The 22,033-nt window shown below is 65.8% G+C and carries 27 protein-coding genes; 15 read left to right on the top strand and 12 right to left on the bottom strand.

The window, feature by feature from the left end; all coding sequences use genetic code 11:
* Window positions 1–10: 10 nt before the first annotated feature.
* Complete coding sequence (locus tag IIB36_05420; GenBank protein ID MCH7531191.1) at window positions 11–652, bottom strand: alpha/beta hydrolase; 642 nt, start codon at window positions 650–652, stop codon at window positions 11–13.
* A 127-nt stretch (window positions 653–779) separates the two neighbouring features.
* Here IIB36_05420 and IIB36_05415 point away from each other — a divergent pair, with 127 nt between their 5' ends.
* From IIB36_05415 to IIB36_05380, 8 genes are all read left to right on the top strand, one after another.
* Window positions 780–1,223: a hypothetical protein gene (locus IIB36_05415; protein MCH7531190.1), complete on the top strand. Its 444-nt coding sequence runs from the start codon at window positions 780–782 to the stop codon at window positions 1,221–1,223.
* Window positions 1,162–1,515 (top strand): hypothetical protein, encoded by a 354-nt coding sequence (locus tag IIB36_05410; GenBank protein MCH7531189.1) that lies wholly within the window; start codon window positions 1,162–1,164, stop codon window positions 1,513–1,515. Before IIB36_05415 ends, IIB36_05410 begins: the two co-directional genes overlap by 62 nt.
* 86 nt (window positions 1,516–1,601) lie before the next feature.
* Window positions 1,602–2,366 (top strand): HD domain-containing protein, encoded by a 765-nt coding sequence (locus IIB36_05405; GenBank protein MCH7531188.1) that lies wholly within the window; start codon window positions 1,602–1,604, stop codon window positions 2,364–2,366.
* Window positions 2,367–2,390: 24 nt separating this feature from the next.
* Window positions 2,391–3,134 (top strand): sulfite exporter TauE/SafE family protein, encoded by a 744-nt coding sequence (locus IIB36_05400; protein MCH7531187.1) that lies wholly within the window; start codon window positions 2,391–2,393, stop codon window positions 3,132–3,134.
* A complete protein-coding gene (locus tag IIB36_05395) occupies window positions 3,131–3,877 on the top strand; it encodes a thioredoxin domain-containing protein (protein MCH7531186.1) in 747 nt (248 codons plus the stop codon). The genes IIB36_05400 and IIB36_05395 overlap by 4 nt, the downstream gene beginning before the upstream one ends.
* A 98-nt stretch (window positions 3,878–3,975) precedes the next feature.
* Window positions 3,976–4,785 carry a hypothetical protein gene (locus IIB36_05390; GenBank protein MCH7531185.1) on the top strand — a complete coding sequence of 270 codons (810 nt, stop codon included), beginning with the start codon at window positions 3,976–3,978 and terminating at the stop codon, window positions 4,783–4,785.
* On the top strand, window positions 4,764–5,003 hold the full coding sequence (locus IIB36_05385; protein MCH7531184.1) for a type II toxin-antitoxin system prevent-host-death family antitoxin: 240 nt from the start codon (window positions 4,764–4,766) through the stop codon (window positions 5,001–5,003). The genes IIB36_05390 and IIB36_05385 overlap by 22 nt, the downstream gene beginning before the upstream one ends.
* A gap of 32 nt (window positions 5,004–5,035) precedes the next feature.
* Window positions 5,036–7,810: an ABC transporter permease gene (locus tag IIB36_05380; GenBank protein MCH7531183.1), complete on the top strand. Its 2,775-nt coding sequence runs from the start codon at window positions 5,036–5,038 to the stop codon at window positions 7,808–7,810.
* 16 nt (window positions 7,811–7,826) lie between these two features.
* Here IIB36_05380 and IIB36_05375 read toward each other — a convergent pair whose 3' ends face one another.
* From IIB36_05375 to IIB36_05360, 4 genes are read right to left on the bottom strand one after another with little or no spacing between them, the layout of a single operon-like run.
* Window positions 7,827–9,764: a tripartite tricarboxylate transporter permease gene (locus IIB36_05375; protein MCH7531182.1), complete on the bottom strand. Its 1,938-nt coding sequence runs from the start codon at window positions 9,762–9,764 to the stop codon at window positions 7,827–7,829.
* Window positions 9,761–10,348: a tripartite tricarboxylate transporter TctB family protein gene (locus IIB36_05370; GenBank protein ID MCH7531181.1), complete on the bottom strand. Its 588-nt coding sequence runs from the start codon at window positions 10,346–10,348 to the stop codon at window positions 9,761–9,763. The genes IIB36_05375 and IIB36_05370 overlap by 4 nt, the downstream gene beginning before the upstream one ends.
* Window positions 10,345–12,036 carry a thiamine pyrophosphate-binding protein gene (locus tag IIB36_05365; protein ID MCH7531180.1) on the bottom strand — a complete coding sequence of 564 codons (1,692 nt, stop codon included), beginning with the start codon at window positions 12,034–12,036 and terminating at the stop codon, window positions 10,345–10,347. Before IIB36_05365 ends, IIB36_05370 begins: the two co-directional genes overlap by 4 nt.
* Window positions 12,033–13,079 (bottom strand): tripartite tricarboxylate transporter substrate binding protein, encoded by a 1,047-nt coding sequence (locus tag IIB36_05360; GenBank protein MCH7531179.1) that lies wholly within the window; start codon window positions 13,077–13,079, stop codon window positions 12,033–12,035. Before IIB36_05360 ends, IIB36_05365 begins: the two co-directional genes overlap by 4 nt.
* 120 nt (window positions 13,080–13,199) lie before the next feature.
* Between IIB36_05360 and IIB36_05355 the strand changes: the two genes are divergently transcribed.
* A complete protein-coding gene (locus IIB36_05355) occupies window positions 13,200–14,072 on the top strand; it encodes an SDR family oxidoreductase (GenBank protein ID MCH7531178.1) in 873 nt (290 codons plus the stop codon).
* Window positions 14,073–14,084: 12 nt separating this feature from the next.
* Here IIB36_05355 and IIB36_05350 read toward each other — a convergent pair whose 3' ends face one another.
* Window positions 14,085–14,516, bottom strand: a complete 432-nt coding sequence (locus tag IIB36_05350) for a PIN domain-containing protein (protein ID MCH7531177.1) — start codon at window positions 14,514–14,516, stop codon at window positions 14,085–14,087.
* 255 nt (window positions 14,517–14,771) lie between these two features.
* Between IIB36_05350 and rfaD the strand changes: the two genes are divergently transcribed.
* Window positions 14,772–15,758, top strand: a complete 987-nt coding sequence (gene rfaD / locus IIB36_05345) for an ADP-glyceromanno-heptose 6-epimerase (GenBank protein MCH7531176.1) — start codon at window positions 14,772–14,774, stop codon at window positions 15,756–15,758.
* Window positions 15,759–15,800: 42 nt separating this feature from the next.
* On the opposite strand, the gene mazF is transcribed toward rfaD, so the two are convergent.
* The 4 genes from mazF to IIB36_05325 all read right to left on the bottom strand — a co-directional run bounded on the left by mazF (window position 15,801) and on the right by IIB36_05325 (window position 17,206).
* Window positions 15,801–16,142: an endoribonuclease MazF gene (mazF, locus tag IIB36_05340; GenBank protein ID MCH7531175.1), complete on the bottom strand. Its 342-nt coding sequence runs from the start codon at window positions 16,140–16,142 to the stop codon at window positions 15,801–15,803.
* The gene (locus tag IIB36_05335; GenBank protein ID MCH7531174.1) at window positions 16,136–16,378 is read right to left on the bottom strand and encodes an AbrB/MazE/SpoVT family DNA-binding domain-containing protein; all 243 of its coding nucleotides are present in this window, start codon (window positions 16,376–16,378) and stop codon (window positions 16,136–16,138) included. The genes mazF and IIB36_05335 overlap by 7 nt, the downstream gene beginning before the upstream one ends.
* 151 nt (window positions 16,379–16,529) lie before the next feature.
* Window positions 16,530–16,925, bottom strand: a complete 396-nt coding sequence (locus tag IIB36_05330) for a type II toxin-antitoxin system VapC family toxin (GenBank protein ID MCH7531173.1) — start codon at window positions 16,923–16,925, stop codon at window positions 16,530–16,532.
* Window positions 16,922–17,206 (bottom strand): ribbon-helix-helix protein, CopG family, encoded by a 285-nt coding sequence (locus tag IIB36_05325; protein ID MCH7531172.1) that lies wholly within the window; start codon window positions 17,204–17,206, stop codon window positions 16,922–16,924. Before IIB36_05325 ends, IIB36_05330 begins: the two co-directional genes overlap by 4 nt.
* A 166-nt stretch (window positions 17,207–17,372) precedes the next feature.
* Between IIB36_05325 and IIB36_05320 the strand changes: the two genes are divergently transcribed.
* From IIB36_05320 to IIB36_05300, 5 genes are all read left to right on the top strand, one after another.
* On the top strand, window positions 17,373–17,564 hold the full coding sequence (locus IIB36_05320) for a hypothetical protein (GenBank protein MCH7531171.1): 192 nt from the start codon (window positions 17,373–17,375) through the stop codon (window positions 17,562–17,564).
* Window positions 17,561–18,070, top strand: coding sequence for a sulfopyruvate decarboxylase (locus tag IIB36_05315; protein MCH7531170.1), 510 nt, complete (start codon window positions 17,561–17,563; stop codon window positions 18,068–18,070). The genes IIB36_05320 and IIB36_05315 overlap by 4 nt, the downstream gene beginning before the upstream one ends.
* Window positions 18,070–18,648 carry a thiamine pyrophosphate-binding protein gene (locus IIB36_05310; protein MCH7531169.1) on the top strand — a complete coding sequence of 193 codons (579 nt, stop codon included), beginning with the start codon at window positions 18,070–18,072 and terminating at the stop codon, window positions 18,646–18,648. Before IIB36_05315 ends, IIB36_05310 begins: the two co-directional genes overlap by 1 nt.
* A 31-nt stretch (window positions 18,649–18,679) precedes the next feature.
* Window positions 18,680–19,219: a MarR family transcriptional regulator gene (locus tag IIB36_05305; protein ID MCH7531168.1), complete on the top strand. Its 540-nt coding sequence runs from the start codon at window positions 18,680–18,682 to the stop codon at window positions 19,217–19,219.
* 258 nt (window positions 19,220–19,477) lie between these two features.
* Window positions 19,478–20,314 (top strand): site-specific integrase, encoded by an 837-nt coding sequence (locus IIB36_05300; protein MCH7531167.1) that lies wholly within the window; start codon window positions 19,478–19,480, stop codon window positions 20,312–20,314.
* Here IIB36_05300 and IIB36_05295 read toward each other — a convergent pair.
* Window positions 20,241–21,236, bottom strand: a complete 996-nt coding sequence (locus IIB36_05295; GenBank protein MCH7531166.1) for a tyrosine-type recombinase/integrase — start codon at window positions 21,234–21,236, stop codon at window positions 20,241–20,243. The genes IIB36_05300 and IIB36_05295 overlap by 74 nt on opposite strands.
* Window positions 21,233–22,033: tyrosine-type recombinase/integrase (locus tag IIB36_05290; protein MCH7531165.1), on the bottom strand; the 801-nt coding region annotated here is incomplete at its 5' end. The genes IIB36_05290 and IIB36_05295, both read right to left, overlap by 4 nt.

Below are 22,033 nucleotides of genomic sequence, written 5' to 3'. Positions count from 1 at the left end.
TGTCCTGTCACTAGACGATCGCAAGAAATTGGGAGCCCGGGCCCGATTCGTAGTAACCGCGAACGGTGGCACGGAGCTCGTCCAGACGATCCGTGAAGTAATGGTCCGCTCCCGGTATGCGCACCAGCGTGATGTGCGTGCCCAACGCAGCGAGCAGCTTCGAGACCCTATCCCCGGGACCGAACTCGTCGTTCTCGCCCTGCACGACGAGGATCGGCTTATCGGTCTCTGCTAGGAAGGAGTAGTCGTAGAGATCCATGTCGACCGGCAGGCCGAGGCCAAAAAGCGCGACCACGCGCTCGTCGTCCGCTCCGACGGAGAGTCCGACCACTGATCCGAAGGAAAAGCCGCCCGCGAATAGCGGCAGCTCGGGGTACTCCGCCTCGAGCCAGTCGAGCGCCGCCTCGAGGTCGTTTCGCTCTCCGATCCCTTCATCGTAGCTCCCCGTGCTCGCGCCCACGCCACGGAAGTTGAACCGCAGCGCCACGAGCCCCGCGTCGTTGAACGCCTGGGCGGCCCGGTACACGGCCTTGGTATGCATCGTGCCGCCGTGAATCGGATGCGGGTGACATACGACCGCCGCACCGCGGGCGGGACCCGCCGGCGCTTTCACCAGCGCTTCGAGTCGACCGTGTGAAACTGGGATGTACATGCGCGAGGGACCGCTCCATGAATGCGGCGCAGGCCGGTCGGTCAGCGGATTTCGCCGTGCAGTACCGGCAGGGCGAAGCTATCTTCATCGCACTGCCCGAAACGGTCAAGACAACACCGGACACCACATGACGGACACTTCTGAACGCAGGCAGGAAGCGGCCGCGGCTGCGAACGAGCTGTATTGGGGCTCCGAGCGCAGCGTAAATCAGATCGCCGAGCAGCTCGACCTCTCGAAGGGTGCGCTGTACGGGATGATTCAGCCGCTACCGGGAGGGCTCGGCTGCCCCGTCTGTGGTGAAGAGGTCGTCTTCGCCAACCGTACGGCACGCGAACGGGGCGTGCTCTCGTGCGCGCAGTGTGCATGGAAAGGAGACGAAGATGAGACCGTCGCTCTTGGCGAAGACGGAGCTGTGACGCTTCCGTTCTACACGGAGGAGGACGAGGTCGTGGTGCCGACACCGGTCGACCGCAGCCGCGCACGCACCATCGCGGGCGGCGCCCTACTCGGTGCCGCGGTGGGGCTCGCGCTGGTCCTGTGGACGAGGAGAGGTAGTCGCGAGCCTAGATGACCACGGGCTGCTAGATGACCACGGGCTCAACGCGCCGCGCGACCCCTGCAACATCATCACTCCGGACGCGTTCGAGGTTGCGGAGGAGCTGCTCGGTACGCCGCTGGCGCTTCCGAGCAGGCGGCTATTCGCGTTGCTGATCGATCTCGTATTGGTCGGGTTCCTTACGCTCGTGACGAGCAGTTTCGCGATGGTGTTGGGCGTCGTCTTCGGGATCCACGACCGCATCGTCGGCACAGTGGTCATCGTGGACGGAGCGCAGAAGGTCGCCGACTGGGAGTCCGCTTTGTGAGCAAGGAATACTTCGATACCGAGGCCATTCCGGACCCAGGCGACCTGGTCCGGAGTGTGGACGGCCGTTTCGAGCAGCGCATCGTCATGGCGGTGCCCAACCGCCGAAACGCCAAGCTCCGCAAGGTGATGGAGCTCGTGAACGCGGACGACGACCTCTATGGACTCTGGATTGCGGCCAACGTGAACGCGGTCGAGAGGCTGGGCATGACGGACCACGGTCCGGTGCACGTGAAGATCGTCATGAACATTGCGGTGCGGATGTTGCGCCTGCTCGTGGACGCGGGTGTCGAGCCGGGAATCGTCCGCAACTACGAGATGAAAGCGACCGACGCTGAAGTCGTCGTTGCGCTCGCTGCGCTATTGCACGACGTCGGCATGTCGATCCACCGCGCGGACCACGAAGCGTTCAGCCTCTTCGTCGCGCAGGACAAGCTCGCGCGGCTCTTGCCGGAGATCTACGACGTGCGCCACGCGACGATCGTCCGAGCGGAGATCCTCCACGCGATCATCTCTCACCGGTCGGGCGGCACGCCGCTGACGCTCGAAGCGGGCATAGTTCGCACCGCGGACGCGCTCGACATGGCAAAGGGGCGCTCGCGGATTCCCTTCGCGTCCGGCTCTCTTTCGATCCACTCGGTGTCGGCCGCCGCTGTGGAGAGCGTGAAGATCGAACGCGGAGGCGACAAGCCGATCCGCGTGACGGTGGAGCTCTCGAACTCGGCGGGCCTCTTCCAGTTGGACCAACTTCTCCGCAACAAGCTCAATGGTAGCGGGCTGGAGGAGTACTTGGAGATCCAGGCCACGGTGGGCGAAACGGAGAAGCGGTTGCTCACGGACTTCAGCCTCTGACGGCCGGTCCGTCCGCTCACCGACATGTCCCTCGAGGTCCAGATATCGCTGCCGCTCGCATTCGTCGCGGGCCTCGCTTCGTTCTTGTCTCCGTGCATCTTGCCGGTAGTGCCGAGCTACCTGGCGTTCATCTCCGGGCTGACCCTCGAGGACCTTCGCGAGAGCTCGGCCGCGCAGGCGCGCAGGGCGGCGCTGATCAATTCGGTGCTCTTCGTCCTGGGCTTCTCGGCGGTCTTCATGACCATGGGGTGGGTGGCCACGTCGTTCGGTCAGGCGGTGACCCGCACGCTTCCGTGGCTCAACCGCGCCGGAGGGATCGTGATGATCGTCTTCGGGCTCTATATGGTGGGAGCACTGCGTATTCCGGCACTCGCCCGCGAACGGCGTGTACATCTCTCGTCGCGACCGGCCGGGCCCTTGGGCTCACTCGTGGTGGGAGTCGCGTTCGGCGCCGGGTGGACGCCCTGCATCGGGCCGATTCTCGCTTCGATTCTGCTCTACGCGAGTCTCGAAGCCACGATGGCACACGGGTCGGTGCTGCTCGCGACCTATGCTCTGGGGCTCGGGATCCCTTTCGTGGTCGCGTCGGTGGCGTTCAACTGGTTCCTGGCAGGGACGGAGCGTCTGAAACGGTGGATGGTGCCGCTCGGGCGCGTGGCCGGAACTCTGCTCGTCGCGATCGGTCTTCTGATGGTTACAGGTCGGTTCGCGACCATGACGGCGTTTCTGGCCGGGTTGGGCCAGCTCATCAATCTGGAGATGCCATGAGGCTGTTGTTCGTTCGGACGGTTGCCGTCGCGGCCGCGCTCACGGTCGGCGCGTGCGCTTCCGAGGGCTCGGACGCCCCCGACACGAGCGCGACGGCGGCGGGTCTTCTCAGCGGTGCGCCGAGGGGCTCCTCGAGTCCGATGGGAAACGCCGACCTTCCTTCGGGCTCGAGCCAGACCATCGACGTCGCGACACTCGGCTACAACCGTGGAGACCCGGAGTCGCCCGTCCGCGTGCTGGAGCTGTCCGACTACGGCTGCGGCTACTGCCGCCAGTTCCATATCGAGACTTTCCCCACGCTGCTCTCGGAGTTCATCGAGTCAGGCATGGTAGAGTGGAAATTCATGCCCTTTATCACAGGCATGTTCGAGAACTCTCTGGCGGCAACCGAGGCCGCCGAGTGCGCACTCCTTCAAAGCCCCGAAGTGTTCGACCAGCTCAATAAGCGCCTCTGGACGGATCAGGCGGCCTGGAAACGCAGCGGTGAACCCGAGGCCGTGGTGCGGGCCATGGCCGGCGACGCCGGCGCCGATCTCGGTGAGCTCGACGCTTGCCTGGCCGACGACCGCCAAATGGATCGCATCGCGGCGGCGACGAGCTTCGCTAAGCAGGCCGGCGTTCGTGGAACGCCCACATTCTTCATCTTCGGCTATCCGCCACTCCAGGGAGCGCTGCCTACCGAAGCCTTCCGCGAGATCCTGACCGCCGTGCACACCGAGGCCACTCAGGGAGGCGCTAGCTGAGCAGGCCGCCGACAAAGCACCACGCGATCCTGCTCGCCGGTGCGCTGTGGACGATGGGATGTGGGCCCGTTGCGACGGCAGGTCCGGGGTGTCGCCCCGTGTCGTCCGGCATCGTGTTTCCGGACGAGCTCCGCGAGTCGAGCGGTGTCGCCGTCAGCCTCCGTCACCCCGGTACTTTCTGGACGCACAACGATGACGGCTCGGTGCTGTACGCGGTGGACCGCGAGGGATCGATCACGGCTCGCTTCCCGCTCGCCGATGACCTACGCGATTGGGAGGACCTCGCGGTTTCCACATGCCCGGAAGATGGCTCGTGCCTTTATCTGGCCGACCTGGGCGACAACGACGAGCAGCGGCCCGCCGGGGGAATTCTGCTCCGCCGCATCCCGGAACCGGACCCGACAGGTTCGGGGGCCGAAGTCGACGCTGACGGTCGGCTACGGACCGAGTCATTCCCCCTCCGCCTGCCCGACGGCCCCCGAGATATCGAAGCGTTGTTGGTCTTGCCGGGCGAGCGCGTGTATGTGGTCACGAAGGGCCGCAATCACCCAGTCACTGTGTACCGCTATCCACCACCGCTGCGCCCCGATACAGTCACGCTCGAGGAGGTCCAGCGGCTGACCAGCCGTGCCCAGATCCTCCCGCGCCAGGTGACCGGCGGTGCGGTCGACCCGCGGGGAGCGGTGCTCGCGCTGCGGACCTATGAGTCACTCCAGTTCTACCGCATGGACGGCGACACGCTCGCCGCGATCGACGGAGCACTCGTCAACCTCCGCACCCTGCAGGAGGGCCAGGGCGAGGCGGTCGGTATCGGGCTCGACGGACTCGTCGTGCTTACGTCGGAAGGTGGGCCCGTGGGTGGGCCGGCTTCGATGACGGTCATGCGCTGCGACCTCGAGCGGCTCTAGCTCCTCAGCTCCTCAACCGCGCGGCATACGGCAAGGAACGGTTCGTCGTGACACGCCACGGGAAGGGGCTGGTCGCCATCGTTCCGCTCGAGGAGGTCACGCTCCTAGATCGGCTACGCGAGCTGCTGTCAAAGAGGGACCTCGAGGCCGCGCTCGCCGCCATGAACGAGTCCGGCACGCGCTCGTGGGACGAGGTCCGCAGAGACCTGGACCTCTAAGAGACTGATGAAACGGATAGGGATCTAGCCATATGGCGGAGCGCTGGCACGTCGAGCTCACGAGTGCGGTGGTCGCCGCCCTGCGAGCTCTCCCCCGCGAAGACCGAACGAGGGTCGCGGAGCGCATCGACCACCTCGCCGCAAACGGGCTGCCACCGGGTCTGCAAGGCGAGCTCGACGAAACCGGCGCAGTCGCGCTTCCAGCGGGCGATCAGATCCTGCTATGCGTAGAAGATCCCGCAGAGCGTCGTATCCTCGTCGTGCTTCTCCGCACGGAGCAAGACGCGATGCGACCGACGCTGCGTCGAATGATGCGCCATACGCTGCCGCGGTGGCTGACCGAATTGACGGGAGGGGAAGGGATGACTTCGATACTGCAGGATCTCAAGTTCGCCACGCGTTCGCTGCGCAGAAACCCGGGCTTTTCGTTTGCGGCGGTGCTTACGCTCGCGCTCGGCATCGGCGCCACCGCCGCGATCTTCAGCGTGGCGAACGGGGTGCTGTTCAGCCCGCTGCCGTACGCGGACGCCGACGAGGTCGTCACGATTTGGTCGTCGTGGGACAATTTCCCGGACAAAACCTGGGTCTCCACGCAGGAGTATACGTACTGGTATCAGCAGAACCGGACGCTCGAAGACGTGGCGCTGTACCAGACCGGCTCGGTGAGCTTCACATCGGCCGAGAATCCCGAGCGGGTTGGGTCCGCAACGGTGACGTGGAACACGTTCTCGGTGCTGGGCGTGGAGCCGGTCACGGGCCGTGTGCATCGCCCGCTCGCCGGCCAGGATTCGATTCCCAACGTCCTCATCGGCCACGATCTGTGGCAACGCAGATTCGGTGGCGACCCGACGATCGTCGGTCGGAGCGTCGAGATGGACGGGATGATGTTCCCTATCGTCGGCGTCCTACCGGAAGGATTCATGCTGCCGATCGACTACGGCTCGGCGAGTGTCTCAGAGGTCTTCTTCCCGATGTACGTGGACGTGGAGACACCGCTCGCGCTCCAGGAGGGCGGTAACCACGGCAGCTTCGTAGTCGCGAGGCTGAGGGAAGGGCAGACGGTAGAGACAGCGCGGGCTGACCTGGTCGGTCTCGTCGACCAACTCAGGGCCGAGGGCGTCTTCAGCGTCGAAAAGAACTTCCAGCCGCGCGTCTACGGTGTGAAAGAGGACATCGTCGGCGCCGCCGGCAATACGATCCTCGTGCTGTTGGGCGCAGTCGCTTTCCTGCTGCTCATCGCGTGCGCCAACGTCGCCAACTTGCTGCTGTCGCGCAGCGAGGCTCGGACGCGCGAGGTCGCCGTGCGCACCGCGCTCGGCGCGGGACGGGCGAGGATTCTCCGTCAACTGCTCACCGAGAGCGCCGTGCTCGCCGCTGCCGGCGGCGCCCTTGGACTCGTATTCGCGGTGCTCGGGGTAGACGCGCTACTCGCGATCGACCCGACCGCCGTGCCCCGCTCGGACGCGGTGTCCCTCGACGCGACCGTCGTGCTCTTCACGATCGGCCTCTCGGCGTTCACGGCGCTGCTCTTCGGCGTGGTGCCCGCCGTACGCGTGAGTCGCAGTGGCATCGGCGCGGCACTGCACGAGGGTGGACGCGGCGGGCGCAGGGGCGTGAGCTCAAACCGTATGCAGGGGCTACTCGTTGCGGCCCAGATGGCGATGGCGGTGATCCTACTGACGGGATCCGGCCTCATGATGAAGACCTTCGTCTCGTTGCTCAGCGTCGACCCTGGCTTCCGTGCCGAGAACGTGCTCACGCTACGCATCTCAGCGCCGGCGGGCGCCTACCCGGACGCGCCTGCCGTAGTCGGCTTTTACGACGAGCTCCTGCGCCGGATCCGCGAGCTACCAGGCGTTGAGAACGCGGGCGCCGTCAGGATTCTGCCGTTGGCGACCACCATGGGGGACGGAGGTTTCTCACCGGTAGGCTACGTCCCCCAGCCCAACGAGTGGACGCAGGCGGACTGGCAGTTCGCCACACCTGGGTACCTTGAGACGATGGGTATCCCGCTCATCGAGGGACGCACGCTCGAGATCGGTGACAACTCGGATGGTCAGGCGGTCGTGGTCATCAACCAGACGCTGGCGAATCGGTACTGGCCCAATGGAAGTCCGCTCGGCGCGGAAGTCCGCGCGATGGGTGGCGACACCGCGATCGTTGTCGGCGTCGTCGGCGACGTGGCCCACAACGGCATCACCGGAGAGGTGAACGAGCGGTTCTATCGGCCACAGGCCCAGGCCCAGGTCTCCTTCGTCGGAACGATCCGGGGCATGACGCTCACGATCGCCACGCGCGGAGACCCCAAGGCGCTCATCGGTCCCGTGCGCCGTGAGATTCGGTCGGCCGATCCGACTCTTCCGGTCTCCAACATCCGGACATTCGATGAGGTGCTGTCCTCGGCGGTCGCCCAACCTCGCTTCGCCATGATGCTGCTCAGCGCCTTCGGCTCGCTTGCGATCATCCTTGCGACCATCGGCATCTACGGCGTGCTCGCGTACTCGGTGAGCCAACGCACACAGGAGATCGGCGTGCGCATGGCGCTCGGGGCCGAATCGGGACAGGTCATTGCATTGCTCGTGCGTCAGGGCATGATCATGGCGCTCGCCGGGGTCGCCGTTGGTACGGGCGTCGCCTGGTTCGTCACGGATCTGATGAGCGGCATGCTCTACGGAGTGGAACCCCAGGATCTACAGACGTTCATATCCGTTCCGGCGCTCTTCGCGGCCGTGGCGTTGCTGGCCTGCTGGATCCCGGCGGGGCGGGCGGCGCGCGTGGGCCCATCGAGCGCATTGCGATACGAGTAGGGCCGAGCAGGCGGTGCTATCGCTTCCGGAATTCGAGATCACCATCCACCAGGATCTGGACGGGAACACCCGGGGGCGGAGCCGTCTCGTGACGAAGCTTCACGGTGAGCACGTTGGCGATCTGCCCGCCAGCGGAGAACCTGTTGATGGTCAGGGACCGGACGACCCCCTCTTCCTCGTAGGCCAGCGCAGCCTCCGATCCCGACGCAATCTCCAAGTTCCCCTTCGCGAACCACGGGTCCAGGATGACGGTCACGCAGGCCGGGCACGACGCACTCGCGACCGAGTCCGTGTCCAGCGCGATCCGAAGGATGAGGTCGGTCGCTTCCTGACGGTCAGCGCCCACCGTGATTATGCCGAAGCCGTCGTACAACCCGACCCATCCGCGAGCGATTGCCAGCGGCCCCTCCGGTTCCTGACCCTCCCCTGGATTGGAAGGAGCGGCCGAATCGGTCGCGCAGCCCGCCAACAGCAGCGCCACAGACAGTGAGGCCCCGTAGGGTAGAGAATTCAACCTGGACTCCTCCGTCGCCGTAGCACCCAAAGCGGGAACGCCGCCGCCCCCAGCAGCAATACAGCCGCGACGGGGGAACGCAGGAAGACCGTGGGGTCCCCCTGCGAGCAGAACCGGGATCAGCGGATAGCCGTACCGCCTGAGCACGAAGCCGAGCACACCCACCCCGGCCGTCAAGTACATCGCGAAGGTGGTCCCCTCGGAGGTGAACGCCGCGGTGAGCGCCAACGAACCGATGAGTGGAAAAAGGACCCCTCTCGGGATCCGTGTGATGCGCACGAAGACCGGGATCAACGCGAGGCCGAAGACCAGGATGAGCACGTAGCTCCAGAAGTACGCCCCGAACAGTGGACCCAGCAGCTCGGATGACCCCCCGAAGAGCTGAGGGCCCGGCGTGATGCCGTGCACGACCAGACCGCCGAGGATGACGGCCGTGACAGCGTCACCCGGGATGCCGAGAGCGAGCATGGGGATGAACGCCCCGCCCGTCATCGCGTTGTTGGCCGCCTCTGGCGCGACGATTCCCTCCGGGACACCGGAACCGAACCGCTCCGGCTCGGCTGAAGAGCGCTTCGCCTCCGAGTAGGAGAGGAAGGCGGCCATCGCGGCCCCAGCTCCCGGCAGCGCGCCCACGAGCGTCCCGATGACCGGGCTCTTCACCCACACTCCGATTCCCACCGAGCGCACGTCGCTCCACAGCGCTGCCAGGCGAGGGAATCCGATCTCGGGCGCGGCTTCGGCTCGGCGTGCCGACTCGCCGGACCGGCTGGACTGGTCGGATTGGTCGGATTGCTCGGATTGATGTAGCAGCTCGGTCACGGCAAAGAGACCGATGACGACCGGGATGAGGGGGACCCCGACAAGGAGGTCCACCGATCCGAACGTGTAGCGCGGCACCGGCACGAGCCGGTCGATGCCTACGGTCGCGAGCATCAGACCGATGACCGTCGCGGTCATGCTCTTCAGCAACGACTCAGGGGAAACGGTCGCCACGGCGACCAGCGCCAGCAAGACCAGAGCGAACATCTCCGGGGACTGGAACGTGAGAGCAATGCGCGCGAGCTGTGGCGCGAAGAGCACGAGCACGACACCCCCGAAGATGCCTCCCACGAACGAAGAGAACGTCGCCAAGGCGATCGCCGATCCTGCCCTTCCCTGCTGTGCCATCGCGTGGCCGTCGAGCATGGTCATCGCGCTCGCCGGCGCCCCAGGAATCCGCAGGGTGATCGCCGCAATGGATCCACCGTAGATCCCGCCTGTGAAGATCCCGGTCATCATGACGATCGCCGGGAGCGTCGCGAGCTGGAACGTGAGTGGAAGCAGCAGCGAGATCGCGAGCGTAGCGGTGAGTCCAGGCACCGCACCCACGATGATGCCCAACAGGACGCCACCCACCAGGAACGGGAGTAGCCCTGGCGCGAGCAGCAGATCGGGCGTCACGGCCCCAGCAGCCCCGTCGGTAGCCGCACACCCAGAGCGAGACGGAAGAAGATGAAGAGCGCCAAGGTCACGAAGGCCGGGACGGCCGCACGTAGCTTGCGATCTTCGCTGAAAAGGCTGGTCAGGTAGCCGCTGTAGGCGAGAGTGCTCAGAACGAAGCCGAGTGGCTGGAACAGAGCGGCATAGGCGATCGTGGCGAGCGCCGCGAGCGAGGGCATGGTTACCCCCCGGCTGCGCCCTCCGCCGGATTGCGGGACTCTTCGCGCCGCGTCGGCCGGCTCGTCCTCGGCCCCTTCGGCTCTATCGGCCCCTTCGGCTCTATCGGCTCCATCGGCCCCATCGGCCCCATGGGCCCCGCCGGTGTCGGCGCTCCGCTGGAGCCCCCCCACGACAATCGCCACCGACAAGGCCGCCAACATCACGGACAGGGCCAGCGGTATGAAGCCCGGGCCGGGCTCACCGGCCTGGCTCGGGATCCGCATTGCGCCCGCTCCGTAGGCGGCCGCGACCAGCAGGAGCACGCCTCCGGAGACGACATCGTCTCGAAGGAGCCGTGAGCCTCCGCCCGAAGGAGTCTCGGTCAAGCGATCCACTTGGAAACTGGAGCGTTCGCCTCCTCGAGCGGCTGGGTCACCACGTCGAGCAGGTAGGGACCTGGTGCCCTCAGCGCGTCGTGCATCGCAGCTGACAGGTCGGCGGGGTCCTCCACACGCGAGGCGCTCATGCCGTAGGCCCGCGCGATCGCGGCATGGTCCGACCGCCCGAAGTCGACCGAGTAGTAGGCGTCGCCCCGGCTTTTTTGGCCCGCCTTGATCCAACCGTAGCTGGCGTTGTTGCATACGATGAGCGTGACGGGAAGCTGAAGCCGCACGAGCGTCTCCAACTCGCCGGCTGAGATACCGAACGATCCATCGCCCATGATGCCGACGACCCGGCCGGCCTCTGGCTTCGCGTAGTGCGCCCCGACCACTCCAGGCAGCGAGTAGCCGAGCGCTCCGAAGGCACGGGGGCTCACGAACCACCGGCCAGCGCTCTCGAGACGCCAGTACGCGGACACGTACGGGCACGGAGTTCCGGGATCCGCGACGATGACGGAATCATTGGGTAGCGCGGCGAAGAGCTCTCCTATCATTCGCTCGGGGCGAATCGGAGACTCGTCCGACGCGAACAGATGCGCGACCCGCTCCATGTGCGCCCGGTGACCCTCTGCGATCTCGGCCGGGTCGACGCGGTCTCCGACGCCGTCGGCTCCGAGTGCCGCGACCTCCTCCAGCAGCGCGGCCAGGCCCAAGCTCGCGTCCGAGTGGATGCCAACCGCCACGTCGTATACGCGGCCGATCACGGCCTGATCGGCGTCGAGCTGTAGCACGGTCGTCGAGCCCGGAGTGGGTAGCGTCCACTTCTCCGTCGTGACCGAACCGGCGCCGCTACCGATGTAGAACACCAGGTCTGCCCGGCGCACGAGGTCGTGCCTCCACGGAAGTCCTCCGTTGCTGCCGATCACGCCGAGCGAGAGCACATCGGTCTCGGCGATGGCGCCCTTCCCGCAGATCGACGTCGCTACTGGAGCGCCCAGCGCTCGAGAGAGAGCGGCCACCTCGTGCCAGGCGCCGGAACGCAGCGTGCCGGCTCCGGCCACCAGCAAGGGACGTCGGCTTTCGACCAAGAGCCGCGCAGCGGCCTTCACCTGATCGCCCCTCGGCGCGAGCCGCTCGTTCGGATAACGGCCAAAGCGGTCATCGGCACCCATGTCGGACGCAGCGACCGGCTGGTTCTGCACGTCGAGCGGCAGCGACACATGACAGGCACCGAGGCTCCCGGTGGTGGCCTCCCGAAAGGCATCACGTAGCAGGTGCGGCAACTCCGCGCCCGAGGTCGGAGAGAACACCTTCTTGCTGACCGGGGCGAACAGGGCGGCCTGGTCCAACTCGGTGAGCGTCCCCTTCCCGCGATCCTCCAGCCCGATATCCGACGTCAGGCAGACGAGCGGCACTGAGGACTCGTTAGCCTCCGCCACACCGGGCAGGATGTACGTCGCGCCACCCCCGCTCGGGCCTTCGCACACGCCGACCCGACCGCTCAGACGCGCGTAGGCATCGGCCATGAACGACGCGCAGCGCTCGTCCCGCGTCAGCACGTGGTGGACCCGTTCGGACTTCGCGAGCGCGGCATAGAACGGCAGAGAGGTGTCGCCGCACAAGCCGAAAACCACGTCGACGCCGAGGCCTTCGAGGATCCGGACAATGGCGTCGGCGCCGCGAAGATCACTCATCGTTCGCTCAGCCGCGCCATGAGGGCCTCGACCTTCGGCGCGAGACCTTCGAGATGCTCGATCGTGCCGACGCGGTCCTTCCACGACGCGCCGATGCCCGCCTCCGCGGCCCACGCCCGGTATTCGGGATCTTCGGCGGTCTCCCGGCACGCCAGAGCGAGCACAGCGATCACCTCCGGGGGCGTCTCGCCGGGCACCACCAGGATGCGGAAGCCGCTGTAGTCGAGCTCGTAACCGTACTCGAGGAACCTCGGCACTTCAGGCACGAGCTCACTGCGCTCCTGGGCCATGATCGCGAGCACCTTGAGCGAACCGTCTTCGACGTACGGCATCGCAGCCGGGAGGCTCGATACGATGGCGTCGACTTCCCCGCCCAGGATCGCCGCAAGCTGCGGTCCGGAGCCGCCCTCGTAGGGAACGTGCAGCAGCTCGATCCCCATCGCTTGCTCCATCGCGGCGGCATGCTGATGCCAGATACCCCTCATGCCTACGTTCCCCACCGTGACCTCACCAGGGGCAGCAGCCGCGGCCGCGCGGAACGCCTCCGGGTCCTCCCACGATGCGCCCGGCACGATCAGAGCGCTCGGGTGGTCCGTGACCATGCAAACCGGCTCGAAGGAGCGCCACGACACCGGCGCCAATCCGAGGATTTCGACCGAGAGCGCATCGTAAGTCATCGTGCCGATGGTGTACCCGTCAGGCCGCGCGTTTTGCACCCTCGTCAGGCCGACCGAGCTGAGGCCACCGGGCAGGTTCTCCGTCACTACGCGCACGCCCAGGTGCCGCTCGAAGTGGCTCATGAAGCCGCGCATCGCCGCGTCCGTGCCACCACCGGCTCGCCACGGAATGACGTGGCGGACTTCGCGAGACGGGTCGGGGTAGCGCACGGCCTCGTCGGAGCGTCGTCCGACATAGAGCGCGATCGCGACGACGACGGCCGTGGCAGCGAGCAGTACACGCTTATCCATGGTCTCCGTTATCGCGGTGCGGAGCGAGGGACGCAACCGAATAACGATGAGCTCGAGCAGGCGTTGCGCTTCCATGGCGGCTTGCACCGCCCCAGCGCGTGGGCATCTTGGGACCGCAGCGAGCCCATTCACCTGCACGGAGACATACGCTATGACAGAAGGCCTCGTCCCACTCGTCAACGCTCGGGCCAGCTAATGTCGGGCCGGGTCGTTTTCGTCACCGGATCGAGCACGGGCATCGGCGAGGCCACCGCGCTGCACTTCGCGCACCTGGGCGACACCGTCTACGCGACCATGCGCGCGCCCGACAGATCGGGGGGTGAGCTGCGCGTCGCCGCCCGGGGCGAAGAGCTGGACGTCACGCTGCTCGCGCTCGACGTCGACGACGACCACTCGGTCGCGCGCGCCATCGGCGCCGCAATGGAACGGTCCGGTCACATCGACGTGCTCGTGAACAATGCGGGGATAGGAAAGCTCACGAGCGTCGAGGAGGTCTCGATGGAGGACGCGAAGGCGGTCTTCGAGACCAACGTGCTGGGTCCGCTGCGCACCATGCAGGCCGTGTTGCCGAGCATGCGCGAGCGCAGGAGCGGGGCGATCGTCAACATCACTTCGATTTCGGGGCGACTCGTCAGTGGTGGCCACGGGATCTATTCCTCGAGCAAGTACGCGCTCGAGGCGATGAGCGAGGCCCTCGCCATCGAAACCCGCAAGTATGGCCTCCGCGTCATCATCATCGAGCCGGGTTTCATCTCCACGCCGATCCTCGACAAGGCCTCGAAGCCGCTCGACGCTGACGGCCCATACGCCGAGGTGCTCTCGCGCATGCAGGCGATGTATACGCACGCACGCGCCCAGGCGGATCCGCCGAGCGTGGTCGCCGAAGCCATCGCGCACGCGCTGGACGACCCGGAGCCGAAGCTACGCTACGTGGTGGGGGCGGGTGCCGAGCAAACCGTGCTCGCGCGTGACTCGGCGAGCGACGAGCTGTGGATCGAGCAAGGCGGGGCGCTGACAAAAGAGGCACTCCAGGAGTGGGAAGCGAAGGTCTTCCCTCCCCGGGAGTAGGCGGGCGCCGGCCTAGCCGGCCAACGGATTCTCCCAGACAAGCCCCGGAAAGCGGGCGAAATCCCCGTCCGTCGAGCAGAGCTTCAAGCCATTCTCGATAGCGAGCGCGGCCAGATGCACATCCAGAACCAGGTTCGGGCGATTCCCGATGCTCCGTACCAAGGAGCTCATGACCTCTCGGTGACGCTCCGTGGGGACCGGCGTCCACACCGGCTCGCAATCCAGCCAGTGCTCGACCTGGTGCCAAGCTTCCTGCGTACTGAGCGGGCGCTCGAAGACCCGGCGGTTCGAGATCAGTCGGACGAACGCGAGTAGTGTCGGCCACGGTATGCCAACGCCGGTGATCCCGTTCAGTTGCTCATCCAGCCATTCGCTGGCGATGGTGTGTTGCTCGAAGGACTGGACGCGTGCGTACAACAAGATGTTCGCGTCGAGCAGGATCACCGAAAGCCTTCACCCTCGGCCGCCGCGAGCGCTTCGGCTACGTCGTCGAGGCCTCCGATGAGGCACCGGCCCAGGTCGGACGCCGGGGTGTCGTAGCGCGGCCGTTCGGGAGCGGGAGCGTTCATGGCCTGGAGGCCGCGTCGAAGCGCATCGTGACATCAAGTATATGATGTGTCGATGTCAAGCGAGCGATCCCCTCAGCGGGGTCATGGGAACATGCTGTCGCGCTGAGCCCAAGACTGGCAACTTGAACCGATGATCGTCGTTACCGGAGGAGCCGGCTTCATCGGCTCGAATATCGTGGCCGGGCTGGAGGAAGCCGGTGCCGGGCCGATCTGCGTCGTGGACCACCTTGGGACCGGCGACAAGTGGAAGAACTTGCGCCGCCGGGAGCTCGACGAGCTCGTCGATCCCGCGGGGCTCGACGACTTCCTCCACTCACGGGGCCATGAGATCGCCTACGTCGTCCACATGGGCGCGATCTCTGCGACCACTGAGAGCGACGCCGACCTCATCGTCGACAACAACCTGCGGCTCTCACAGAGGATTTGGCGGTGGTGCGCGCAACATGACGTGCCCCTCATCTACGCGTCGTCCGCGGCGACGTATGGCGATGGCGTCCGGGGATTCGACGACGATGGGTCACCGGACGGCTTGGCGAAGCTCGTGCCCATGAACCCGTACGGCTGGAGCAAACACCTCTTCGACCGGTGGGTCGCGCGCTCGGTCGCGAACTCCGGTCCGAAGCCACCGCAGTGGGTTGGCCTCAAGTTCTTCAACGTTTACGGCCCGAACGAGCACCACAAGGGCGACATGCGCAGCGTGGTGCTGAAGAACCACCGCTCAGCCGCTCGGGGCGAGGCCGTCACGCTCTTCCGCTCGCACCATCCCGACTACGAGGACGGCGGACAGATGCGCGACTTCGTTTACGTGAAGGACTGTGAAGACGTGGTGCTCTGGCTGATGGAGAACCGTGACGTCAGCGGCCTCTTCAATCTCGGCACCGGTCGAGCGCAGACGTGGCTCGAGTTGATGGCTGCCCTGTACGCCGCGGTCGGTCAGGAGCTACAGGTCAACTGGGTGGATACTCCCGAGGAGATCCGCGACCGGTACCAGTACTTCACTCAGGCCGACATGGGGCGCGTGCGCGCTGCCGGATACGACCGCCCGTTGAGGTCCGTCGAGGAAGGCGTGGCGGACTATGTCGAGCAGCACCTCTCGCAAGCCGATCCGTATCGGTAGGTCGCCTACGTGTCGTCCTGGCCACTGCATTGGGCGCTCTCCTCATCCTAGGAGCGTCGTCAGCTTCTGGAGCACCTCCTCGGTGACGCGCGGGGGCACGCGGCCGATCGGCTCGGCCCGGTGCGCACGCCAGTCAAGGCTCTTCACCTGATCCGAGAGGACTACGCCAGCGACGCCCTGCCCCTCGGGCAGGGCGACCTCGAAGGGGTAGCCCTTCGCGTGCCGGGTGATCGGGCAGAGGATCGCGAGCCCCACCTTGCCGTTGTAGCTGGCCGGAGAGAGGACGAGCGCGGGCCGTCGCCCGGCCTGCTCGTGCCCGGTCCGCGGATCCAAGTGGAGCCAGACAGCGTCCCCACGGTCGGGGACGTAACCACCTCCTACCACGCCTCCCCGCCCCGCGGCGCTCCGGCGTCGACCTGGGCGTGCAGGTTCTTCTCGGTGACTCCCTCGAGGAGTTCGTCGAGCGAGTAGGAGGGGCGCGCTGGCGGCTTGATCACCAGCCGTCTGTCCTTGAGCGCGAGGTCAACCTCCGCCCCCGATTCGATTCCGATCTCCCTGGCGAAGGCCGCGGGAATCCTGAGCGCCAGCGAGTTCCCCCACCTCTGAATCCGCACTAACATCGTATCTGCGGCATCGTATCTGCGGCATCGCATCTTCTGGATGTAGCTACAATGACGGTACATACCGCTCCGAGAGTGAGCAATCAGTGGGTCGGATGATGGCACTCACGTGTGGGCAGGCCGATGGCCGACCGGGACGCACCGACTCGCGTCACCCCGCGAGCTTCAGTCCGCATTCCTCGAAACGGACGAAGTCGGACCTGTCGGCCGTAGCGAGCTCGGCAACTGCGGTGAGGGCGGTTGCGGCTACGAGACAGTCCTGAAAGCTGCTGCGCCTACGGCCCGTTTCATTGAAGAGCCGCGCGGCCTCGGTGGCCTCCTCCGTCCCCAACGGGACCTGGGCCCGGACGATCCGGAGCGCCAGCGCGGCATCCTCTTCCGAGAGCGGTCCGCAAAGGAACTCCCCCCAAGCGAGTGTCGAGATCGCGACGGTGAGACCCTGCCGGAGCCAAGTGCGCAGCGCGAGCGCTTCGTTGGAGCCGTCCACCAGAGCTCGGATCAAGAAGCTCGTGTCGAGATGGACCGCAGCCCTGGCCTCTAACCTCACACCCTCCCCGCTTCGCGTTCGGCTCGGACCGAGCGCGCCCACTTCTCGGCCTTTTCGACGTCCAGGCCCAGCCGTTCTTGCAGCTCGGAGAGGGCGTTGAGCGAATCGGAGGCGGCGTCGGCTTCCTCTACCGTGGCGGCAGCAGCCACTGCCCTGCGTAGAGCCTCGGACTTCGAGACCTGCCAGCGCTTGGCAAGCCGGTCCAGGGAGTCGGCGGTTTCCGGGTCGAGCGCAAACGTGGAGCGAACGGTCATGCGTGCCATGAGGTATGGTATGACCATATCTCTGTCGGGACAATGGCTCTGGCCCACTCGGCTGATGGTGGTGCTCGGAACGTCTCGGCTGGCGCGGGACGCCCCAATGGCCGAACGGGGCACGGGGAGGTCTCGACGTCCGCACGCTGCCCGCCGCTCGCGCAATCCCACACCCGCCGCGTAGGTTGCAAACATGAACGAAGGCCATACCGATCGCCTGGACGCCGCGCTGGACGGCCGGTACCGCATCGAGAGCAAGCTCGGTGAGGGCGGTATGGCGTCGGTCTACCTGGCGGAGGACATCAAGCATAGCCGGCAAGGTCGCCCCGTCGTACCAGATCGTCCTGAACGCCACGACGCGGCCTGGGGGAAGGTGACCCCATGACCGTCTCCTACGACAACTCGAAGGCCGTCTTCGAGGGCATCAAGGCCGCCGGCATCACGAGCATCTCCGCGCTGCCGGAGACGTGGCTTGGCCTGCTGCTCCAGCGCGCTGAGGACGACCCGGACATCCAGCTCATCCAGGTCGCGAAGGAAGAGGAGGCGGTGGGCATCGCCGCTGGCGCGTACTTCGCGGGAGAGCCGCACATCCTGCTCATGCAGAATCACGGCCTGTTAGGGGCGATCAACGGCATCGTGTCCCTCGCGCAGCTCTACGGGATCCCGCTGTGCATGCTCATCGCGCTGCGTGGGCACTGGGGGGAGCCGTACCCGTGGCACACTCGGGGCGGCATCGTCACGGAAGGCGTTCTGCGGGCGTTGAGCATCCCGTTCGAGTACGCCCGCGACCCGGAGAAAGTCGGCAAGCAGATCCAGGAGGCGTGGACCTTCTCCCAGAGCTCACTTTCTCCTGTGGCGCTCCTGCTCACGCGGGATCTGATGGAGGAGTGATGGAACGAGCCCAGTGCATTGCGATGCTCTACCCCGAGCTCCAGGACAAGCTGGTCGTGACCATCATGGGCGCGAGCGCGCAGGAGCTCTACGACCTCGGTCACCGGGAGAACTTCTTCTACCTGCAGCACGCGATGGGCCTCGCCTCCTCGATCGCTTTGGGCCTCGCGCTGCACCGACCCGAGGAGCAGGTCGTAGTGCTCGACGGTGACGGCTCGGTGCTGATGAATCTGGGTGGACTCGCGACGCTGGCCCGATATCGGCCTAAGAACCTCCTGCACATCATTTTCGACAACGGCAGCCTGCTCTCTACGGGCGGCTTCGAGTCGCACACGACCGCGGGCATCACAGATCTCGCGGCAATCGCACGCGGGGCGGGCATCGAGCACGTCGCGTCCGTCAACTCCCCGATGGCCTTCGGCGAGGCTGTCGTCGAGGCGCTCGAGCGCGACGACCTGGGCGTGATCGTCGCCAAGGTGAAGGCCGTTGGGCCGGACAACTACGGGATGGACTTCGCACTGCCCGAGAACGCATTCCGGTTCAAGCGGTGGATTCGTGAGAGGAGCTCGGCTCGTTGACCTGCGATCCACATTCGATTAATAGTTGCATATGCCAACTACTATCGACCACCCGAGACGCAGCTCCCTCGCGCTGCCGATCGCGGATCCCACGGCAGACGCCAGCTTGCGCGCTGACGCCGAGCAGCTGTCCGATGCGCTGAGCGAGCTCATTCGAGTCATCCAGTTCCGAGACCGCGACCGGGCGTGCTGTTACGACATCAGCGTGAGCCAGTGCTACGCGCTCAAGGGAGTCGTCGATGCGGGCGCACTGACCATCAACGACCTCGCGGCCCACCTGTACCTGGACAAGAGTACCGCCAGCCGAGTCGCGAACGGCCTGGTGGACAAAGGCCTCTTGGTTCGAGAACGGGTCCCGGTGGACGGTCGGGTAGTGCGGTTGGTGGCGACACCAGAGGGCGCGTCCATCTGTTCGACGATCGAGTCGGACCTCACCCGCGAATACGTCGAGATGCTGTCCGACTTCGATCCCGAGATCCGGGCCGAGATCACGCGGTTGGTGGCGCGGCTGGGGCGGTCGTTCACGGCACGCGTACAGGCGTCGGGTGGTAGCTGCTGCGTAGTGAGCTGACGAGCGACCCCAGTGAGTCGCCCCGGATTCATTTGACCAACAAGTTGTATTCCACAACTAATGTATTCCATAACTAAAGCCAAAAAACGATTGAACTAAACCGCTGCGCGGTGGAGCCTGCGGGTCCCTTCCTGGGATGCGTCTGACGGACCAACCGATCCTGCGCGCCTTCCCCTCGTTTGCCGTCCCCCGAGATGATGGGCCATGGGGCGTCGTTGTGACGCCCATTTCATTGGCCCCTTTCGACGGGAGGATCCCATGGGCAGGCTCCACGATCGCATGGACCGCGAGCTACGCATCCGCGGCTACGCCGAGAACACGAGGAAGTGCTATATCGAGAAGATGAAGTGCTTCGTGCGCTTCTTCATGCGGCCGCCTGACGAGCTGACGGCGGAGGACGTGAAGCAGTACCAGCTCTTCCTGACCAAGGACAAACGCGTGTCGTGGAGCACGTTCAACGTGCACGTCTGCGCGATCCGCTTCTTCTACCGGGAGGTGCTCCGGGTCGACTGGAACGTCGAGCACATCCCCTACCAGCGGTCTGGCAGGAAGCTGCCGGTTGTGCTGAGCTGTGAGGAGGTGCGGGCGCTGTTCGACGTCACGACCAACCTCAAGCACCGCGCCCTCCTCATGACCCTCTACTCGGCCGGCCTTCGCATCGGCGAGGTCGTACACTTGAAGTTGTCCGACATCGACAGCGGGCGGATGATGATCCGGGTCGATCAGGGCAAGGGCCGAAAGGACCGTTACGTCATGCTGTCACAGAGGCTGCTGCTGACCCTGCGCCGCTACTGGCGAGAGTACCAGCCCGCCCTCTGGCTCTTTCCCGGGCGAGATCCCTCACGCCCACTCACTCGCGGGTCCGTTGACAAGCTCTTCGCCCGTGCGAAGGAGAGAGCCGGCATCCGGAAGCGCGTCTCCCCACATTCGCTTCGGCATAATGCCGAGTTCGGGATTATGCGGAGAAGCGATCTCAGATCGGGGCGAAGGCTGGGCCCCGGCGCCTATGGACACGGCATAATCAGAGGCTGTCCAAGAAGGCGAGGAGTTGATCGTTGGGCCGGTATCGGCCGGGCTTGGTGTCGATCGGCGTAGTGCGGGCGAGCGCTCGTTCCTTGAGGCGCATATCGGCGTGGAGATAGATGTGGGTGGTCTCGATGGACTCGTGTCCGAGCCAGAGTGCGATGACGGAGCAATCGACGCCGTGGTGGAGCAGCTCCATGGCCGCGGTGTGACGAAGCACATGTGGCGTGACTCGTTTGCGTTTCAGCGACGGGCAGTGCTTCTGGGCGGTTATGGTGTGTTTGGTGACGAGCCACGCGATGGCGTCTCGGCTGAGGGCTCCGCCACGGATACTGGGAAAGACGTGATCTTCCGGTTCGGCATGTTGGCGGCGGAGCCATGCACGGAGCAGGGTCTGGGCGTCGCGACGCAGAGGCGTGGAGCGATGCTTCCTGCCTTTTCCGACGCAGCGCACATGGGCGCCTTTGTCGAGAGCGATGTCCTTCCAGCGCAGGCCGATGAGTTCAGAGACTCTGAGACCGGTCTGGATCGCGAGCAACAAGAGGGTTCGGTCTCGACGCCCGGTCCAGGTCGAAAGATCGGGCGCGGCGAGCAAGGCCTCGATCTCCGCCCGGTCGAGGAACACGAGAGGCCTCTTCTCGAAGCGCTTGCTGGGCATCGCCAGGACGCGCTGGCAGATGAGGGCGTATGCCGGTTCGGTCAAGGCCACGTATCGGAAGAAGGAATGGATGGCGGCCAGGCGAGTGTTACGGGTGCGAGCACTGTTGCCTCGGTCGATCTCGAGGTGTTGCAGGAACTCGCCGATGAAGGGTGCGCCGAGATCTTCGATGAGCAGCTCGGAGGGAGGCTTGCCGAGACGTTGGGCAGCGAAGTTCAGCAGCAGCCGGAACGAGTCGCGATATGCGGCGATGGTGTGGGGGCTCGCGTGCCGCTGCCGAAGCAGGCGGTCGGTGAAGAAGGACTGCAGGAGAGCCTGAAGGCTGGCAAAGATCATGATCTGCCCTCCTCGTGTTGGTCGAGCAGTCGCTCGGCGGCCAGAGCGAGGAGCTCGGGCACGCCCTCCAGATACCAGTAGGTGTCGTGGACGTGCACGTGGCCGAGATAGGTGGCCAGCTTGGGGATCTCAACCTCGATGTCGAGCCCAGCCCGGTACCAGTCGATCAACGTCTTCACGGCGAATCGATGCCGCATATCGTGCAGCCGCGGACCGTGTCCGCGACGCTGGCCTTGGGCAGGAGCCCGGAGTCCGATCTCACGGGAGACCTTGGCGAAGGTGGAGCGCGCCGCACATCCCGAGATGCGGGTGCCGCGCTCGGAAACGAAAAAGCCAGCGGTGAACGACACACGAACGATCTGGTCGCGGTCGTGGCCGTACGCTCTGAGCTCATCACAGGTGGACGGATGCACGGGCACGAGTCGGGTCTTGCCGAACTTCGTCCGCCGGACCGTGAGTACCCGAGCTTCGAGATCAACATCCGTGCGGTTGAGACACAAGGCTTCGCTGACGCGCATCCCGGTCACAGCGAGCAGACCAAAAAGCGTCGAGTAGGTGCGGGCTCTGAGCCCCTTCGCCGAAGCGAGTTCGCCGGCTGTGAGAACGATCCCGCTGATCTCGTCATCGCTATAGATGTAGGGGCGCGTGCGGCGGTAGCGGTGGGGAAGGAGTCCTTGGGGCGGGACCTCGGTCCGAGGATCTGTAGCGCTATGCCAAGCGGCGAACCGCCGCACCGAGGCGAGTCGTGCCGCCCGGGTCGCGGGCTGAACGTGGGTGGCGAGCTGGACCCAGCGAAG

Source organism: Gemmatimonadota bacterium (genome assembly GCA_022560615.1).
Lineage (GTDB): Bacteria > Gemmatimonadota > Gemmatimonadetes > Longimicrobiales > Gaopeijiaceae > UBA1138.
This window is presented reverse-complemented; position numbering and strand designations above follow the sequence as displayed.